General features: G+C 41.1%; 11 protein-coding genes. 8 read left to right on the forward strand and 3 right to left on the reverse strand.

Annotated elements, in window-relative coordinates:
* The first annotated feature begins 221 nt into the window (after positions 1-221).
* Positions 222-1,475 (forward strand): diguanylate cyclase, encoded by a 1,254-nt coding sequence (locus OA91_RS12160; RefSeq protein WP_063338668.1) that lies wholly within the window; start codon positions 222-224, stop codon positions 1,473-1,475.
* 86 nt (positions 1,476-1,561) lie between these two features.
* Here OA91_RS12160 and gatB read toward each other — a convergent pair whose 3' ends face one another.
* From gatB to gatC, 3 genes are read right to left on the reverse strand one after another with little or no spacing between them, the layout of a single operon-like run.
* Entirely contained in the window at positions 1,562-3,007 is a 1,446-nt protein-coding gene (gatB, locus tag OA91_RS12165; protein ID WP_046016811.1) for an Asp-tRNA(Asn)/Glu-tRNA(Gln) amidotransferase subunit GatB, read from the reverse strand.
* 2 nt (positions 3,008-3,009) lie between these two features.
* Entirely contained in the window at positions 3,010-4,470 is a 1,461-nt protein-coding gene (gene gatA, locus OA91_RS12170) for an Asp-tRNA(Asn)/Glu-tRNA(Gln) amidotransferase subunit GatA (RefSeq protein WP_063338669.1), read from the reverse strand.
* A 12-nt stretch (positions 4,471-4,482) separates the two neighbouring features.
* Positions 4,483-4,770 carry an Asp-tRNA(Asn)/Glu-tRNA(Gln) amidotransferase subunit GatC gene (gene gatC, locus OA91_RS12175; RefSeq protein ID WP_063338670.1) on the reverse strand — a complete coding sequence of 96 codons (288 nt, stop codon included), beginning with the start codon at positions 4,768-4,770 and terminating at the stop codon, positions 4,483-4,485.
* Positions 4,771-5,009: 239 nt separating this feature from the next.
* On the opposite strand from gatC, the gene OA91_RS12180 reads away from it, so the two are divergent.
* The 7 genes from OA91_RS12180 to OA91_RS12210 are packed head-to-tail and all read left to right on the forward strand — an operon-like array spanning position 5,010 to position 14,122.
* Complete coding sequence (locus OA91_RS12180; protein ID WP_046016814.1) at positions 5,010-6,053, forward strand: rod shape-determining protein; 1,044 nt, start codon at positions 5,010-5,012, stop codon at positions 6,051-6,053.
* Between the two features lie 17 nt (positions 6,054-6,070).
* Positions 6,071-6,901, forward strand: a complete 831-nt coding sequence (gene mreC / locus OA91_RS12185; RefSeq protein ID WP_082827927.1) for a rod shape-determining protein MreC — start codon at positions 6,071-6,073, stop codon at positions 6,899-6,901.
* Positions 6,901-7,374: a rod shape-determining protein MreD gene (gene mreD / locus OA91_RS12190; protein ID WP_046016816.1), complete on the forward strand. Its 474-nt coding sequence runs from the start codon at positions 6,901-6,903 to the stop codon at positions 7,372-7,374. Before mreC ends, mreD begins: the two co-directional genes overlap by 1 nt.
* A gap of 9 nt (positions 7,375-7,383) precedes the next feature.
* Entirely contained in the window at positions 7,384-7,995 is a 612-nt protein-coding gene (locus OA91_RS12195) for a Maf family protein (RefSeq protein ID WP_063338671.1), read from the forward strand.
* Positions 7,988-9,442, forward strand: a complete 1,455-nt coding sequence (rng, locus tag OA91_RS12200) for a ribonuclease G (RefSeq protein ID WP_063338672.1) — start codon at positions 7,988-7,990, stop codon at positions 9,440-9,442. The genes OA91_RS12195 and rng overlap by 8 nt, the downstream gene beginning before the upstream one ends.
* Positions 9,443-9,471: 29 nt before the next feature.
* Positions 9,472-13,296, forward strand: a complete 3,825-nt coding sequence (locus OA91_RS12205; protein ID WP_063338673.1) for a YhdP family phospholipid transporter — start codon at positions 9,472-9,474, stop codon at positions 13,294-13,296.
* A 1-nt stretch (position 13,297) separates the two neighbouring features.
* Positions 13,298-14,122 (forward strand): carbon-nitrogen hydrolase family protein, encoded by an 825-nt coding sequence (locus OA91_RS12210; protein WP_046016820.1) that lies wholly within the window; start codon positions 13,298-13,300, stop codon positions 14,120-14,122.
* Positions 14,123-14,165: the final 43 nt, after the last annotated feature.

Below are 14,165 nucleotides of genomic sequence, written 5' to 3' on the forward strand. Positions count from 1 at the left end.
TTGCATTCTTATCTCTTAATTGGCAAAAGATAATTTTAACCTAAAATGACGTAAAGCAAGTTAAAAAAATGTATTTTTTATCTTGTGTTAAGTGGATTGTTTTTTATAGGGATTTTGCTCTGTAACCATGTTAACTAATGTAATATTTGGTGTTTTAAACTGTCGCTTTTTCGTCTGCCCGTGTATTGTTTATGTGTCCAGTTACCTTATATGAAATGAATATGAAAGAAAAAATCCTTTTGGTTGAAGATAGCTCTGTTGTGCTCAAGGTACTTAAACATTTGGTAGGTCAAAATTCAAACTTTGAACCTGTTTTAGCCAATAGCTATAGCGCAGCAATAGAGCAAATCGACATTCATGGTAATGACTTATTTGTTGCTGTGGTTGATTTGCATTTGCCTGATGCTGAAAACGGAGAGATCGTTGATGCCATGCTTGAAAGAGGGATTCCATGTGTTGTGTTAACTGGGACCTATGACGATAATCTTCGGCTCTCTCTTTTGAATAAAGGGGTTGTGGATTATGTGACCAAGGATAGTCGCTATTCATATCAGCATGTTATGAAGGTCGTTGAGAGGTTGCGAAAAAATGTTGCGATTAAAGTTTTGGTTGCAGAAGACTCAACAACCAGCCGAAACTTTATTAAAACGTTGTTGCAACAGTATCGCTTTCAAGTTATTGAGGCTAAAGATGGGCAAGAAGCGCTGACGATTTTGGAGTCAGATGACACCATTAGTATGTTAATTACTGATCATAATATGCCTGTGATAAATGGTTATGATTTGGTGAGAATGTTACGCCGAAATGTACGTTTTCAAGATCTGGTTATTATTGGTTTGTCTTCTGAAGGGGATTCATCCTTAACCGCTAAATTCATTAAATCTGGTGCTAACGACTTTCTTAAAAAGCCTTTTTATCATGAAGAGTTTCACTGTCGGGTAATACATAACTTAGAAGCTCAAGAGATGTTAAATACGATAAGAGATTTGGCTAACCTTGACGCGCTTACTGGCCTTTATAATAGGCGTTATTTGATGGCGGAGGGTGAAAGTTTCTATCAGGGTGCAGTTGCTGCACACAGGCCTATTCATGTGGTGATGATAGACATAGATCACTTTAAGCAGATTAATGATAATTATGGGCATTTAATTGGTGATAGGCTTTTGGAGGCATTCTCTGAGCTTCTGACCGAATTTTTCTCTGATTCTTTGGTGGCTCGTTTTGGCGGAGAGGAATTTTGCGTTCTTAATGATACTTGTACTGTAGAAGGTATTGCTCAGCGCTTAAAAGCATTACATGAATGCTTGGATGATAAGTCTTTCACCAGTGAAGAGGTGAAGGTGACTTACAGTGGTGGTGTTGTGAGCGAAGTGTTTGAGAATTTAGAAGGTGCGGTTAAAGTGGCTGACTCACGTCTTTATTTGGCGAAAAATAATGGCCGAAATCAAGTATGCAGTTTAAGTGAAGTTGGCTAGCTTAAGAATATGCTAGTCTTGAGCCGATGATTTTTAGATGTAAAAAAAACCGCGTACTAGACGCGGTTTTTTTGTTTTTAATGTTATTAGCCTTTTAGTAGCTTCATCAAGATAGGAGTGACTATGCCTGGATTGGCTTTGCCTTGGGATGCTTTCATTATTTGTCCCATAAAGAATCCCATCATTTTTTTCTGTTTATCTGCTTCAGCTGCCCTAAACTGTTCCACCTGAGCAGGGTTCGCTACTATGATTTCTTGAATCATGGCTTCTATAGCACCTGTATCGGTAACTTGTTTTAGACCTTTCTTTTCAATTATCTCGTCAGCACTGCCTTCGCCATTCCACATATCAGCCAGAATGTCTTTGGCAGTTTTGCCGTTAATTGTATTGTCTTTAATGCGGGCTAGCAGTAAACCTAGGTTGTTTGCATCGACAGGACTGTCGTTAATATCTAACTGGTTTTGGTTGAGAAGTTTGCTTAACTCCCCCATTACCCAGTTTGCTGATAACTTGGTGTCGCCAGCAGATTTATTAACCTTTTCAAAGTAATCTGCCATAGGGCGACTAGAAGATAGTACGCCTGCATCGTACTCGCTTAGTTTGTATTCAGAAATAAAGCGGGCAGCTTTTTGAGTTGGCAGCTCAGGTAGGCTTGCTTTAATTTCATCAACATACTCTTGAGTCAATACGACAGGGAGTAGGTCTGGGCAAGGAAAGTAGCGATAGTCGTTAGCGTCTTCTTTTGAGCGCATGCTGCGAGTTTCATCTTTATCTGGATCATACAGGCGAGTTTCCTGTGTGATCTTGCCGCCATCTTCAAGAATGTCAGCTTGGCGCTCAACTTCTGTATGAATGGCTTTTTCGATAAAACGGAAAGAGTTAACGTTTTTGATTTCGGTACGAGTGCCAAACTCTTCTTGTCCTTTAGGGCGAAGGGAGATGTTTACGTCGCAACGCATTGAGCCTTCGGCCATATTGCCATCACAAATGCCAAGGTAAGTCACGATAGAGTGAATCATCTTAACGTATGCAACGGCTTCTTTTGCTGAGCGTATATCGGGTTCAGAAACAATTTCAAGCAAAGGTGTGCTTGAACGGTTTAAGTCAATACCAGACATGCCATGGAAATCTTCATGTAAAGATTTACCCGCATCTTCTTCTAGGTGGGCACGAGTGATGCCAACACGTTTGGTGGTGCCATCTTCTAGTGTGACGTCAAGGTGGCCAATACCAACAATAGGGTCGTCCATTTGGCTGGTTTGATAACCTTTAGGTAAGTCTGGGTAGAAATAGTTTTTGCGTGCAAAAACTGATGTCATACCAATGTCAGCATTCACTGCATGGCCAAACATAACGGCCATTCTTAGGGCTTCCTTGTTAAATACAGGGAGTGCACCAGGCATACCTAGGTCAACCAAGGTTGTTTGGGTGTTTGCTTCTGCGCCAAAGCTTACTGGGGCGCCAGAGAATAGTTTAGATTGCGTGGATAGTTGGGCGTGAATCTCAAGGCCAATAACAATTTCCCAGTTCATTCTTATGCTCCTTTTTCCATGCTTGGGGTTTGTAGGTGCCAATCAGTTGCTTGCTGGAACTGGTGTGCAATGTTAAGTAATTTAGATTCAGCGAAATAGTTGCCCATAATTTGAAGGCCAACAGGCATCTTGTTACTAAAGCCGGCTGGTACTGACATGGCTGGGATGCCTGCCAAGTTTACAGACAATGTGTAAATGTCTTCTAGATACATGGCAACAGGGTCATCTGTCTTACTGCCAATGGCAAACGCTGTGCTTGGTGCAACAGGCCCCATGATGACATCTACTTCGTTAAGAGCGTTAACAAAGTCCTGTTTTATTAGTCGACGGATACGCTGTGCTTTTAGGTAGTAGGCATCGTAATAACCTTCTGATAGTGCATATGTACCTACCATGATGCGCTTTTGTACTTCCTTGCTAAAGCCTTCTGCGCGAGATCTCATATACATATCTAACAGGTCTTTTGGTTCATCGCAGCGGTGGCCATAACGAACGCCGTCAAACCTTGATAGATTAGAAGAGGCTTCGGATGGTGCAATGACATAATAAGCGGGGATGCTTAATTTTAAGTTAGGTAGTGATATATCAATAACACTAGCACCTAATTTCTCAAACTCTTTTACCGCTTCTCTGATTGCATCAGCGACGCCTTGTTCTAGGCCTTCGCCAAAGTATTCTTTAGGCAGGCCAATTTTTAAACCCGTTAAGGGTTTGTTTAGATCCGCTAAATAATCTTGAGTGTCTACTTCTGCAGAAGTTGAATCTTGAGGGTCGAATCCCGCAATAGCATTCATCAAGTGAGCGCAGTCTTCGGCACTTCGAGCCATAGGGCCAGCTTGGTCTAAGCTAGATGCATAAGCAATCATACCAAAACGGGAGACACGGCCATAAGTTGGCTTTAAGCCGGTAATGCCGCAAAAAGAGGCTGGTTGACGAATTGAACCGCCGGTATCTGTGCCTGTTGTGGCAACTGCCATGCCTGCTGCAACTGCGACGGCAGATCCGCCAGATGAACCGCCAGGAACAAGGTCGGTGTTCCAAGGGTTTTTAACTAGGCCATAATGACTGTTTTCGTTTGAGGAGCCCATGGCAAACTCATCCATATTTGTCTTACCTAACATAATGGCGCCAGCTTGTTCTAGGCGAGCTGTTACGGTTGACTCATAAGGAGGGATGAAGTTATTTAGCATTTTTGAGGCGCAGGTAGTTTTAATGCCGTTAGTGCAGAATAAGTCTTTATGCGCAATCGGTATGCCAGCTAATGGACCTGCTGTGCCGGCTTGAATCGCTTCATCTGCTTTTTGGGCTGCAGCAAGTGCTGATTCAGAGCGCACAGTGATATAGCTATTTAGGCTAGGGTTTAGTTCCTTGATTTTATCAAGGTAGCTTTGTGTTAATTCGACACTTGTAATTTCTTTGTTGCGTAGCTTTTGTACAAGGCTAGAGATGTTTTGTTCAAGCATGATGGTATCCAATTAATCAATCACTTTGGGCACTAAGAAAAGGCCTGCTTCTGTGCTTGGAGCATTCGCTAGGAAAGCTTCGCGACGGTTTTCTTCTGTTACTTCATCTGCACGTAATCTTTGTGTCATTTCCAATGGATTGGAAAGCGGCTCTATACCATCTGTATCGACTGACTGCATTTGCTCAACTAGTTCTAAAACGCTGGAAAGAGATGATTGATATTGAGAAGCATCTTCTTCAGTGAGTGCTAGGCGCGCTAAATGAGCAATTTTTTGCACGTCTTGTTTATCTAGAGACATATTTCACCCATAAATAGTGTGTTGTAAAAAATGTTGGCTATTGTATCGAGAACCAAGGTTGGGTGATAGAGGATTGCCTTAAAAACTGATTAATAAGCCGCTAAATTAAAAAAATTTTAATAAACAATGAAATAGCACCCTCTATTTTGTAGAAAAGCGTGTATTCAGCTTGCCGAATGGGCCTTGGATTGGTACATTTTTACGCTGTTCGTATCGTATCTATCAGGGTGTTGAAATTCATGTTTAAGAAAATCAGGGGAATGTTTTCAAGCGATTTGTCGATTGACCTAGGGACGGCGAATACCCTTATCTATGTTCGCGACCGTGGAATCGTGCTTGATGAACCCTCCGTTGTGGCAATTCGTCATAATGGCAATCAAAAAACCGTTGCGTCCGTTGGTACTGATGCGAAGCGTATGTTAGGTAGAACACCTGGCAATATTACCGCTATTCGTCCATTAAAAGACGGCGTTATTGCAGACTTTCATGTTACTGAAAAAATGCTGCAGTATTTTATTTCTAAAGTACACGAGAATAGCTTGATGAAACCAAGTCCTCGTGTATTGGTTTGTGTACCTTGTAAATCCACTCAAGTTGAGCGTCGTGCTATCAAAGAGTCTGCTTTGGGTGCTGGTGCACGCGAAGTTTATATCATTGAAGAGCCAATGGCTGCGGCGATAGGTGCAGGTCTACCTGTTGCTGAAGCGTCCGGCTCTATGGTTATTGATATCGGTGGTGGTACTACTGAAATTGCAATCATCTCATTAAACGGTGTTGTAACCTCTGAATCTATTCGAGTAGGCGGTGACCGTTTTGATGAAGCTATCACGACTTATGTACGTCGTGCCTACGGTAGTTTAATTGGTGATGCCACAGCTGAGAAAATCAAAACTGAAATCGGTATGGCTTATCATACTGGTGAAGAGTTGCAAATTGATGTTCGTGGTCGTAACTTGGCTGAAGGTATCCCTCGTAGCTTTACACTAAGTAGCACTGAGATACTTGATGCTTTACAAGAGCCACTAGCGCAAATTGTTCAAGCGGTAAAAGGTGTGCTTGAGCAGTCTCCACCAGAGCTTGCTGCTGATATCGGTGAAACAGGTTTGGTGTTAACCGGTGGTGGTGCTTTGTTACGTGAAATTGATCGTCTTATTAGTGAAGAAACTGGATTGCCAGTAATTATCGCTGATGATCCACTGACCTGTGTTGCCCGTGGTGGTGGTATGGCGTTAGAGATGATAGATAAACATGCTTCTGAGCTCTTTACTGCTGATAATGAGTAAAAGGTTAGAGGTGAGCTATTAGTACTCTCTTTTTTGAAGGTAAGGTCTCAGGCTTACGCTTTTTTTTGCTGGTGATCTTATCTTCCATCATGATTGTTGCAGATGCCCGAAGTGGATTTTTTAATCCACTTCGTCCTTATTTGAGTTTCCTTGTTACGCCTATCCAAGTTGTTGTTAACGCACCTCAACAAGCTATTTCTTGGGGAGTAGAGCACCTTGCTAGTCGTGAGTATCTTGTCTCTGAGAATCAAAGATTAAATCAAGATGTTTTGGTTTTAAAAAGCCGCTTGCAAAAGTTAGACTCTTTGCGTGCTGAGAATGTGCGCTTACGTGAATTGCTGGATGCATCGCAGCAGGTTGAAGCTAAAATCATTATGGCCGAAGTCATTGGTTTTGATCAAAATGCTTATAGCCATAAAATCATGATTGATAAAGGCTTCTCTTCTGGTGCTTATGTTGGTCAATCTGTGCTAGATGCGACAGGGGTGATGGGGCAAATTGTTGAGGCGGGTGCTTATAACAGTCGTGTGCTATTAATCGCTGATGCGAGCCATTTTGTGCCAGTACAATTATCTCGAACAGGTTTGAGAAGTATTTTACGAGGCACAGGTGACCTTAAGCGTCTTGCTTTGATGAATGTTCCTCATTCTGCAGATATTAAAAAAGGTGATGTACTGACGACATCGGGATTAGATGATAGGTTTCCAAGTGATTATCCCGTCGGTGTTGTTAAGTCTGTTGTCCGTATCTCTGGTAAGCCCTACGCTGATGTCGAGGTAGTCCCGTTAGCTCAACTAGAGCGAAGTCGACATGTAATGTTAATTGATGTGCCGGAGTCTCAGCGCTAATGAAAGCCAGTTTGGTATTTTTAATCACTCTTCTTATTGCGCTTATGCTTGAAGCATTACCTTTTCCAGATGCTTTTGTTTGGTTTAGGCCAGAGTGGGCGTTGTTGGTTATCTTGTACTGGGTTATTGCGCTACCTTACCGAGTTGGGGTCGGTGTTGCTTGGATGTTGGGTATTATGGTCGACCTGTTGCAAGGCGGCGTATTAGGTCAGCACTCTTTAACTTATGTCATTATTGCTTTTACCTGTGCTGTTTTTTATCAAAGGCTTCGCATGTATCACTCTTGGCAGCAAGGTGTATTTGTTGGCTTGCTTGTCAGTATTAGTCAGTTGGTAGACTTTTGTATTGATAGGTATTTGGGCGACGCCGAACCTACTCTAATGATTTTTGTGCCAGCTATTATAACTGGGGCTTTGTGGCCTTGGTCTTTTGTTGTATTACGTAGTATTCGACGCATGTACGCCATCCGTTAAGGAAAATAAATGATATTGTTAGCTTCAGCATCACCACGCAGAAAAAGCTTGTTAGGGCAGTTGGTGAGGGAGTTCGATATCTTGCCTGCTGATATAGATGAAACCCCATTTGTAAATGAAGATGCTGCTGAATATGTTCAGCGTATGGCTGTTGAAAAGGCTAAAGCAAGCGCAAGCTTGTCGCTTCAATCTGAACTTTCCCCTCCAGATAGGTCTATTATTATAGGCTCTGATACCAGTGTTGTACTTGATGGTGAGATTTTAGGCAAACCTGATAGTTTTGGGAGTGCACAATCCATGTTGCGTTCATTGTCTGGTAAGACACATCAAGTAATGACGGCTGTTTGTCTATTTGATGCTCGCTTTGATCATTTAGCTGTTAAAAATGTTATTACCCAAGTCACATTTCGTAGGATATCTGACCTTGAAATTAGCCGCTATTGGGATAGTGGTGAGCCGCAAGATAAAGCGGGAAGTTACGGTATTCAAGGTTTAGGTTCTGTTTTTGTTGAGCAAATAAATGGTTCTTTTTCTGCTGTAGTTGGTTTGCCTATGTTCGAAACGGCGCAGTTATTGCAGCAAGTAGGAATAGAGCCATTACAGGAGATGTCCAATGAGTGAAGATGTTTTAATTAATGTAACCCCGATGGAAATTCGAGTTGCTCTTGTTGAAAATGGTGTTTTACAAGAAGTTTATATTGAAAGGTCTACTCGTAAAGGTATTGTCGGTAATATTTATCAGGGCAAGGTTGTCCGTGTTTTGCCTGGCATGCAGGCAGCATTTGTAGATATAGGGTTAGAAAGGGCCGCTTTTATACATGTTTCTGAGGTGGCTGAGCGTGATGCTGTAAACCCAAGTGATCAAATCGGTGATTACTTGAGAGAAGGTCAGTCTTTGGTTGTTCAGGTGACTAAGGACCCAATTAGCTCAAAGGGTGCTAGGTTAACAACGCATCTATCTATCCCATCTCGTTATTTGGTTTACATGCCAGATCAGTCTCATGTGGGTGTCAGTCAAAGAATTGAAGATGAAGCTGAAAGAGAAAGATTAAAACAGCTTGTTTCAGCTGCACTGACGGAGGCTGATGAGACAAGTGGCTATATTTTAAGAACAGCTGCAGAGGGTGCTGGCGAAGAAGAAATCTTAGCGGATATTAAATTCTTAACGCGTTTATGGCAGTCGGTTAAAAAGCGTATTAGCTCTGCAAAAGCGCCTTCAGTAATCTATGATGATTTACCATTACATTTGCGCACCATGCGTGACTTGGTCAGTCTTAAAACTGAAAAAATACGGATAGATTCTAGAGAGAATTACGCTAAATTAAAGTCTTTTGCGGAAGAGTTTATACCTGAGGTGGGGCAAAGGGTTGAATACTATCCTGGTGAGCGACCTATCTTTGATATTTATAGTGTTGAAGATGAGATTCAAAAAGCGTTAGATCGTAAGGTGCAACTAAAGTCCGGTGGTTATCTTTTAGTTGAGCAAACTGAATCTATGACGACTATTGATGTCAACACGGGTGCTTTCGTTGGTAGTCGAAATTTGGAAGAAACCATATACAAGACTAATTTAGAAGCTGCCACAGCGATTGGTCGTCAACTTAGGTTGCGTAATCTAGGTGGTATTATCATTATTGATTTTATCGATATGGAAGATGAAGAGCATAAACGTCAAGTCTTGCGCATGCTTGAGAAGATATTGGACGTAGATCATGCTAAGACAAAAATTACAGGTGTGTCTGAGTTAGGCTTAGTTGAAATGACGCGTAAGCGTACTCGTGAGAGCTTGGGGCAAACCTTGTGTGAGCCTTGTCGTTCATGTCGCGGTAGTGGCTTGGTTAAAACGCCTGAAACAGTTTGTTATGAGGTTTTTAGGGAGATACTCAGAGCGGACCGAGCCTACGATTCTCCGACTTATGCTGTGTTAGCTTCTCGTGCAGTAATTGATCGTATGCATGAGGAGGAGAGTGCCAGTGTCGCAGAGTTAGAAGCCTTCATTGGTAAGAGTATTCATTTCCAGGTTGAAACCATGTATACCCAAGACCAATATGATGTGGTTATACGATAATTGTTTGTGATTGATAAGTGTCCGGCCAAATGAGTTTGAGTGTGAAGCGGGCTGCCGATATAGCTTGGTGGCTTTTGGTTTCTGTTGTTCTAATCTTTGCCTCCTTTATGGTTTTGGTGAAGTTCTCTTTGCCTTATGCTGATGAGTACCGTTATCAGATAGAAAGAAATCTAAGTCAAGTTTCTGGATATCAGATAGAGATTGAGAATATATCAGCAAAACTGGAGGGTCTTGATCCTAGTTTTTCTATTGATGGGTTAAGTTTAAAGGCAGAGGGTGAGTCCCAGCCTCTAAGGTTTGAACGATTGATGATTCGTTTAAACTTATGGCAATCATTAATTAAGCTTGAGCCAAACTTTAGCTACATACGTTTATATCAGACTCAGGTGAGTTTAACTGAGGCTTCAGGGCGCTGGTCTTTGACTGGTTTGCCTGTGGTTGCATCTCAAAATACGGGCGGTTTTGCTCGTATCTTTAATTATTTTTTAGATCAAAGACAGATATCTTTAATAGATACTCAGTTGTCGGTTCACAGTGAGCGAGTTGGTTTAATTAATTTATCATCTGATGCCATGTATTTACAAAGAACCGCATCAGGGATAGGTGTTAGTGCAAAGGTAAAGCATCAAAACTATGATGATGAATTTAAACTTAATGCTGAAATTCATGGTGATTTAATTCGACCTGATAGTTTAAAGCTTGTTGCAGAGCTTGATTTGCCTGAAATGAGTATTAGTCAATCAGAGCTAGTGGAGCTTGAGCAATTTCAGGTTTCTCAGTTGGATTTTGGGGCAAAGCTTTGGTTATCTTATTCGTCTGGTTCTGACTTATCTTTGGTTGGGAGTCTTAATTTACAGCCGCAATTGTTTTCGGGGGAAAAGCTCTCTTTAGCTTCTAAGCTTAGTTCTCAATACTCACTCAGGACTAAGGAATTAAATCTTCAATTGGCAGATTTAGTTCTTAGCAAGGAGGGGGAGGTTTATCCTGCTGCAAACATTAAGTTAACTAGAAATTTTGAGCAGAAGACTACAGGCTTGTCTTTTGATCAACTTGACCTCGCTTTAGGATTGGGTCTTGCTATCCCATATTTAAATGACTCTTGGTTTGTGACAAAAATGCTCACAGCGATGGAGGCTCAAGGTGTAGCAAAGAACGGTCATCTTAAAATAATAGAAAAACCAAAACTATCCGTGACTTATCAGGGAAACTTGATGATAGATTCGGCTCAAGGTTATCAAAATATTCCAAGTGTTGAGAGATTAGAATCGATACTTACAATTAATAATGATCAGGGCTCAATTAGTTTTGTATCTAATGATGCAAGTTTGGCTTTCCCTCTTATGTATCAGGATGTTTGGCTACTAGATGGTGTTGTTGGCCAAGTTGAGTGGGGGCCGCAACAGGATAGTTTTCTCGTGTCGGCAAACGATTTATACCTGAATCGAAATGGAGCTGACCTTACTGGTGATTTTAGGTTAGAGGTGGTAAGTAATGCGAGCGATACGCTGGCGCTAGATATTCATGGTGAGAATCTTGCCATGGCCGATGGTTTGGCGTACATCCCTAATATTGCCTTGCCTGAGTCTGCCCATAAGTGGTTGCGAGATTCATTATTAGTTGGGCATGCAAGGCAAGCTGACTTTGTATTGCAAACTGAGTTATCAGAAGGTTCCAATCCTCAGTTTTTAGTGGACCTTGATGTTGCGGGGGCTGAAGTGAAGTTTGCGCCCGATTGGCCTGCTGCTAAAGATGTTGATGCAGATGTACAAATTGATAATTCAGGCGTTAGGCTTGAGTTAAATTATGCCGCCTTAGCAGATGTTGAAAGTAGGGATTTATCCCTCTCTATTCCTTTTACTGAAGGTGGGCTAGGGGCTCTAAATTTAGACGGTAAGTTGGCTGATGATTTAGGTGATGTGATGGCGTTGCTTGCTCAGACTGATTTAGCTACAGGGGTGCTTAAGCCTTTTCAAACCTGGCGAACTGAGGGGGATGCAAAAGGAGAATTTAAACTTATTCTTCCTCTAGAAGATGATCAAAATGTCAGTCCATATTTTAATCTCGCTTTACAACTTAAAAATAGTCCACTCGAAATAACTGATCTTGAACTGACGGGCAAAATTCTAACTGGATCTTTGAATTATGATACAGAGAAAGGGATCTATGATTCAGTTTTTGATATAGAGGCTTTTTCTGGTAATGCTAAGCTTAATTTATATGGTGATGTATTGCCTTCGAAAGACTTATTGATTAGGGCTGACATCAAAGGTGACTTAAGTCTTGAAGAGGTGATGACCTGGCAGAAATTGCCTGAAATGCTGACCCGAACAGTACAAGGGCAGGTTGGCTTTGTTGCAGATTTTGTGATTAATCCTGAGGCGGCTGATTTAGTTACTATAAATGCTAAAACAGATTTACATGGCGCCAGCGTGTCTCTTCCTGTTCCCTTTGCTAAAACAGCAAACACCCACAAGAACTTAGCGCTTACTATTGATGTGTTATCTGATTATGCTGATGTTTCTATTCTGTATGATGAAAATTACCGTTCTAAATTGCGTTTTTCTGAATCAGGCTTTTATGGTGGTCAGGCTTTAATTAATGAAGCAAGTGATATGCCCCAAGAAGTTCGAGAGGGGTTATCTTTAAGGGGGCAATTACCCCATATTGAATTGGCTGCATGGCGCAAGTTTTTAAATGAATCTGGTAATGAGTCTGAGCCTCAAAGCTTACGCCTATTTGTGCCTGAGTGGCTTTCATTTGTGCACCTAATTGCAGATCAAGTTAGGTTGAATGAAGACAACCTTTTACACAATGTTAAGGTTGAATACGATAGTAGTGAGCGATTAGGTGATATTTATCTTAGTTCTGAAGAAATGAGTTTACAGTTAACTAAAGATTTACAGGGACCTGTTGTTAATTTTTCTTATCTTAGCTGGAATAGTCCAGCTCAAGAAGGTGTTTCGCAAGACAGTGTTAAAAGTGCATCTGATTCTGCTGGGATTAAAGCTCAGCAAATACCAAGCATGTCATTGAATATAGATGAGCTAGTTGTTAACAATCAGCCTTATGGTGATTGGCGTTTGATGATTACTAATTTAGGCAAAAAAATTCGAATTGATCCCTTTTCAACCGAGTTAACAGAGGGCGACTTTGTTGGAAGTTTGTTTTGGCAGGATGACGCTAATTCAAATGTAGAGTTGGTATTGGATATAGATGGCGGGAATATTGATGAATTAACCCGAAAATTTTCCAACGAAACCTTGTTGACCTCCAAAAGTTATAAAATAAATGTCAGTCTAAGTTGGTTGGGTACACCGTTTGATATTCAAAGAGATACTCTAACTGGACGAATAGCGTTTTTATCCCAAAATGGTGTGTTGGAAAAAGTTAATGAGCTGCCTGGCTTCCTAAAAGCTTTAGGGATCTTTAACTTACATGCGCTAGCGCGTAGATTAACGTTAGATTTTTCTGATGTCAGTTCGGATGGCTTGACCTATGATAAAATGTCTACAACTCTGGTTATTCAAGATGGTCAGTTAAATACGAATAAGCCTCTTAGTATCGTTTCTCCAACGGTTGAGATTGAGTTGCAAGGCCGCGCTGATTTGGTTACTGAGACACTTGATGAAAGGATGATCGCCTATTTCCCTTTAGGTAATGCATTACCCATTGCTGGTTTCTTACTTGGGATGCCTCAGGTAGCAGGTATTCTATATATAACAGATAAGATATTTGGGGATAAATTATCGAAAGTGACCGGTGTTGAATATTTAATCAAGGGTCCATTTAATGATCCTATTATTACGCCTGTAATACATACGCCAAAAGAGCGCCCCAAAAATAGAGATAAGTGAAATGAAGATCGCAGCAATTCAATTGACAAGTAAAGATGACTGGCAGGCTAATTTAGCAAATATTCAAGCTATGACTGATAAGGCTGTAAGTGAAGGGGCTAATTTAGTTGTATTACCTGAGAATGCTCTTATGTTTGCGGGTAATAAGATGCGTCCTTTAGCTGAATCACCTGATCAAGAGTTGGTATTAAGGGAGCTTTCCCAATTAGCAAAGCATCATGAAATTCATCTAGTTATTGGTTCGCATCCAAGTTTAAAACGTCCTGATGGTGATGTGGTGGATTCAGGGAGAGTGAGACAGTCTTGCTTGGTACTTGGTCCGGATGGTGAGCTTAAGGCTAGATACGATAAAATTCACTTATTTGATGTCATGGTTTCTGATCAAAATGGTCAGTATATGGAGTCTAAGGTCATTGAGCCTGGTCAGCTTGAGCCTATGGTTGTTGAAATTGAGGGGCTGAAGCTTGGTTTGTCAATTTGTTACGATGTTAGGTTTCCTGAGATGTATCGAAAGCTTGCTGACTGTGGTGCTGATTTAGTTATTGTGCCTGCTGCATTTACCTATCGTACAGGCGAGGCTCATTGGCATACTTTATTGAAGTGTCGAGCAATAGAAAATCAATTCTATGTTTTAGGTGTGAATCAATGTGGCCATCACTCAAGTACACGCCAAACATTTGGGAATTCTGTATGCTATTCTCCTTGGGGAGACTGTTTAGGTCGGCTAGATCATGAGCCTGATATTCTACTGGTAGAAATAGATTTAGCTAAAATAAATGAGTGTCGTGAAACTATGCCTGTTCATAGTCATAGGCGCTTTTATTGAATTTTAGAATATAAAAAAAGCGCTTCATAAAGCGCTTTTTTTA

Source organism: Marinomonas sp. SBI8L (genome assembly GCF_001624705.1).
Classification (GTDB): Bacteria; Pseudomonadota; Gammaproteobacteria; order Pseudomonadales; family Marinomonadaceae; genus Marinomonas.

Bases quoted from the DNA above. Each gene is read 5' to 3' on its own strand.
- OA91_RS12160 (WP_063338668.1), top strand. From the start codon at position 222: ATGAAAGAAAAAATCCTTTTGGTTGAAGATAGCTCTGTTGTGCTCAAG.
- gatB (WP_046016811.1), bottom strand. From the start codon at position 3,007: ATGAACTGGGAAATTGTTATTGGCCTTGAGATTCACGCCCAACTATCC.
- OA91_RS12195 (WP_063338671.1), top strand. From the start codon at position 7,384: ATGATATTGTTAGCTTCAGCATCACCACGCAGAAAAAGCTTGTTAGGG.
- mreD (WP_046016816.1), top strand. From the start codon at position 6,901: ATGAAAGCCAGTTTGGTATTTTTAATCACTCTTCTTATTGCGCTTATG.
- OA91_RS12180 (WP_046016814.1), top strand. From the start codon at position 5,010: ATGTTTAAGAAAATCAGGGGAATGTTTTCAAGCGATTTGTCGATTGAC.
- OA91_RS12210 (WP_046016820.1), top strand. From the start codon at position 13,298: ATGAAGATCGCAGCAATTCAATTGACAAGTAAAGATGACTGGCAGGCT.
- gatC (WP_063338670.1), bottom strand. From the start codon at position 4,770: ATGTCTCTAGATAAACAAGACGTGCAAAAAATTGCTCATTTAGCGCGC.
- rng (WP_063338672.1), top strand. From the start codon at position 7,988: ATGAGTGAAGATGTTTTAATTAATGTAACCCCGATGGAAATTCGAGTT.
- OA91_RS12205 (WP_063338673.1), top strand. From the start codon at position 9,472: ATGAGTTTGAGTGTGAAGCGGGCTGCCGATATAGCTTGGTGGCTTTTG.
- gatA (WP_063338669.1), bottom strand. From the start codon at position 4,470: ATGCTTGAACAAAACATCTCTAGCCTTGTACAAAAGCTACGCAACAAA.